The organism is Phyllobacterium sp. (assembly GCF_037994425.1).
Taxonomy (GTDB): domain Bacteria; phylum Pseudomonadota; class Alphaproteobacteria; order Rhizobiales; family Rhizobiaceae; genus Phyllobacterium.
This window is the reverse complement of sequence record NZ_JBBNAM010000202.1, coordinates 1-3367: the sequence shown is the minus strand read 5'-3', so window position 1 is coordinate 3367 and position 3367 is coordinate 1. Positions and strand designations below refer to the sequence as shown.

At 55.7% G+C, this 3367-nt stretch carries 5 protein-coding genes; 2 read left to right on the top strand and 3 right to left on the bottom strand.

The genetic code is table 11. The features are described 5' to 3' along the window. Positions 1-337: 337 nt before the first annotated feature. Complete coding sequence (locus AAAB35_RS14240; protein WP_112825967.1) at positions 338-637, top strand: DUF982 domain-containing protein; 300 nt, start codon at positions 338-340, stop codon at positions 635-637. A 429-nt stretch (positions 638-1066) separates the two neighbouring features. Here the strand turns inward: AAAB35_RS14240 and AAAB35_RS14235 are convergent, their stop codons facing one another. After that, on the bottom strand, positions 1067-1216 hold the full coding sequence (locus AAAB35_RS14235) for a hypothetical protein (protein WP_340668936.1): 150 nt from the start codon (positions 1214-1216) through the stop codon (positions 1067-1069). A gap of 669 nt (positions 1217-1885) precedes the next feature. Here AAAB35_RS14235 and AAAB35_RS14230 point away from each other — a divergent pair. Next, positions 1886-2152, top strand: coding sequence for a hypothetical protein (locus AAAB35_RS14230; protein ID WP_162719652.1), 267 nt, complete (start codon positions 1886-1888; stop codon positions 2150-2152). A 234-nt stretch (positions 2153-2386) separates the two neighbouring features. Here AAAB35_RS14230 and AAAB35_RS14225 read toward each other — a convergent pair whose 3' ends face one another. Both AAAB35_RS14225 and AAAB35_RS14220 read right to left on the bottom strand, forming a co-directional pair. After that, positions 2387-2659, bottom strand: coding sequence for a hypothetical protein (locus tag AAAB35_RS14225; RefSeq protein WP_112643831.1), 273 nt, complete (start codon positions 2657-2659; stop codon positions 2387-2389). A gap of 302 nt (positions 2660-2961) precedes the next feature. Beyond that, a complete protein-coding gene (locus tag AAAB35_RS14220) occupies positions 2962-3219 on the bottom strand; it encodes a hypothetical protein (protein ID WP_112666384.1) in 258 nt (85 codons plus the stop codon). Positions 3220-3367 lie beyond the last annotated feature (148 nt).

The following is a 3367-nucleotide window of genomic DNA, read 5'->3' as shown; positions in this document are numbered from 1 at the left end:
CTCTGCAAGGCGTTTTAACAGGAACGGGTGTTACTCGAATGAAAAGCCCACATTTTCGCGTAAGGGATCTGAAGTTTGCGGAACGGGTCGTTGCAACAATCGACCGACGGCTGTGCAGACAGCTAGCGGTTCTCAGACGAACACGGGCAAACGGTGTGCCAACGGACCAGGAAATTGGGCTGTTGGCGAGGCTCTATGACAGCAAGCGACGAGCTTCTGATCGACTTAAACACGTTCAAGCTTTTCTAGCGTAAAGTCTCAAAGCAGTCGTCGGCGCTAGAACCACCACCGGGAAGGCTTCTAGGTTGTATCGTCTTGGGTAAAATTGGAGGATGAGATGTCGAAGCCAATGGAAATCCGTCCGTTTGGGATAGCGATCGACGTCAAACCAGGTGGTTACCGTGTGGTGAAGAGCATCCAGCAGATGAGCGAGATACTTCTCGACAGATGGCCGGAGGATAAGCGGAACGACGACTGGGAAGTGGCTCGCGCCGCATGCGCGAGAGCGCTAGATACATGGACCAGTGCCGAGGCAGCACGAGCTGCGTTCATCATGGCAGCGCAGGCAGCCAACATACATGTAGACGCGGATGCGTCAGGGTCGAGCCTCCCAAAAGTCGGAGACCGATGGCTGTAAAACGGTCCGGGCATGGACCTTGGCAGAGGGCTGCGTCGAATCGGCCCTTGGCCTCAACCTTCTCAGCGAGCACTGCAATCGCGTGTGGTCGCCCCGGGTATCTATGTCTGTCCATTGACGAGTACGACTTTTACGCTAGTATCGTGCAGGTATTCTTATTCTGGTGCTTCCTCCTAGTTGTTCCCCCACTCATACCCCGCTAGGTCGCGGGGTTTTCTTTTGTCGTGGAGGGAGAGAAATTACAGATTTTACCGCAAGTATCCGGCGTGAGTTTTGTCGCTAGCCAATATTAGCGGTTGCTGTAAAGATGTTTTGTCTGCCTCTCCTTTGGCGCAGCAGGGAGGTTCAAAGGTCGGCTGGACCCCTTCTTTGAACCTCTCACCTCACTGATCTGCGAGACCTAGCCAGACGGTCGGCCCGACCCGATTGTTATTTCTCTTCAACCGAGATCCCTTTTTCCCCGATGGAGATATCAACGCCAGCGGGTTTGCTCTCTTCGCGATAAATGTAGATACCCATACCCACTACAATGACGAGCAACGCGCCAATAATCAAAAAAAGACCGTTACGATTGTTCATGCCAGCTCCTGTTTGTCGACACCTTGAAATAGGCGGCGATTTGGCATTGGCAACTGCAGCTATCGGAAGGCCTTTTACATATTAGTTATCGCGTAAATACGAAATTAACATTGTGCCCTTAGCTTCCGGCACGTTGCTCGTGGAGCCTATCCCCAGCCCCTTCACGATCAAACGGGCGTACGGTCGGGGCTTCAGGGCGAATTTGCTCCAACCGTGCGCCCTATTCGGACTTGTCCAGGACAAGAAGGGAAGTCTCTGCCCCCATGCGGCACGCCCTATCCGAGAGTTATGCTACTTTCGCCTCGCCCGTAGCTGGAAGCTCGTTCTTCGTCTCCACTCGCTCGCAATTATTACGATTGAGATCCCGCCCATTTCCAAAACCCAGTTCCACCTGAGCCCTAAAATCCGGCTGCCGATGAAGACATCGAAATGATGAAAAGACGCTGCGCGAATTACTACGAACCCTAGCACAAAAGTCAAACCGATTAGGCCGAGCCTTGTCTCCTTTGGCCACTTTCTAGCCCAGAAGCATAGGACCACAATTGCGACAACGAGTGCTGCCGCAAGGCCAAAAATGAACTCAGCTTGCACTGTCCGACGTTGGCCATACCAACCGCCCGAATAAGCAATCATGCGACCAAGCTCTGTCAGGCCAGACTGGAGATCGAGTTGCTTGTTTATGCCGAGAAGGAAAAACAGGACGGAAATTTGGCGCCAGATCTGGGCATCGGTAGGGCTGCGCCTATGATTATGCCGGATACTACCACCGGTTATCCAGCAACTGAGACAGGCGGCGAAGTAGAAAGCAACGGTCATCCACCCGCCAATGGTCGGGTCTCCAAGATGGGGATACCAACTAAACTCGTGCGCCACTTTCGCCCCTTGGGAAAAGAACCTTTTACATATTTGCCGTTCGGGTTCTCGTCGCCAAGTTGAGCTTTTGACGTACTCGTAACGCGCAGGCTCGCGATGGCTTAGACCGACTGGCAACCGTTCGGACACAGGCGTATGATGATGCGCCTGTCCCCCGTACACGGGCGACTCGGCGGTGGCCCTGAGGATTATGCCAGCCCATTCACACGCCCCAGGGCCTTCGCTACGACATCGCTGGCAAGTGATAGTGATAGCCCGCTTCGGCGGGGCTTTTTTGATGGAACAACGCCGACGAGGCTAGGGCAGATTGAACCCGCCCCTGAGCATGAAGGCGACCACGCCCATGATGATTCCGGTAGTGATCGCTCGATTGACCCATTTCAGCGTTCCGCCGATATCGTCAATCTTCTTATCCAGCGACGTAAAGCGGGCGTTCATGTTGTTGAACTGCTCACCTCGCTTGGCGTCCTCGATGTCGCTCATCCGCTGACCTCGTTCCAGATCGCCAACGCGCTGGAGGATCGTAGTGTGCTGGTGTTCGAGTGAGACGACGCGCGAGCGCAGATCCATATCAGTTTCCGTTGGCGTCAATTCCCCTGCCCCTTGAAAATGCGCATGCCTTGCACTGGTTTCATGATTGACCGGAGACATCCGATCGACTATCCCGCCGCGGCCGCGCTCATATGCCCCGAGGCGGCCCTAGGAGGGTCCGATCTGCCTGTAAGGGTCGGACCCTTGCTTATTTCCGGCAAGCCGCATCAGCGTGGCACTGCTTGTTGTTCGACGAGATGGCTGGACCGGCTAGAACGTCCTGAGACGCCGCCCGAGCCGCTTCTGGGCTCTGGAACCGGATGAACTGATAGCCAGCCCCGTTAGTCGCAGGCGCTGTCCGGCAGCCCGCTATCGCGCATGAAAACAAGACAACGGTCGCGATCCGAAAGCTTGCGGAAACTCGCATTGTTCTTCTCCAGGTTATCGATGCGGGCAAGCGCTTCCTTGGCTGCCTCAGCTTGGACAGCAGCGCGCTCCTCAGAGCGTCCGATGAGCTTGGCGGGGTAGAAGGCTAGCATCGCGCCTAGCGCCGCCCCCGCGCCAAGCTTGAGGTAGTCGAGCAGACCGAAGCCGAACATCAGGTTTTCCAGCCCATTCGCTTGGCAAGCTTCCACCAGCCGACAGATAGGCCAGCGATGGCAGCGGATACGGCGAGGTTGATGGAGTCGGCGACGGTCGGGTCAGTGGTGAGAATGCCCTCGACCTTCTCACTAATCAGCCCCGAAG

What these genes read in the sequence shown, in the direction of transcription:
- AAAB35_RS14240 (WP_112825967.1), top strand. Translation starts at nt 338, where the DNA reads ATGTCGAAGCCAATGGAAATCCGTCCGTTTGGGATAGCGATCGACGTC.
- AAAB35_RS14235 (WP_340668936.1), bottom strand. Translation starts at nt 1,216, where the DNA reads ATGAACAATCGTAACGGTCTTTTTTTGATTATTGGCGCGTTGCTCGTC.
- AAAB35_RS14225 (WP_112643831.1), bottom strand. Translation starts at nt 2,659, where the DNA reads ATGGATCTGCGCTCGCGCGTCGTCTCACTCGAACACCAGCACACTACG.
- AAAB35_RS14220 (WP_112666384.1), bottom strand. Translation starts at nt 3,219, where the DNA reads ATGTTCGGCTTCGGTCTGCTCGACTACCTCAAGCTTGGCGCGGGGGCG.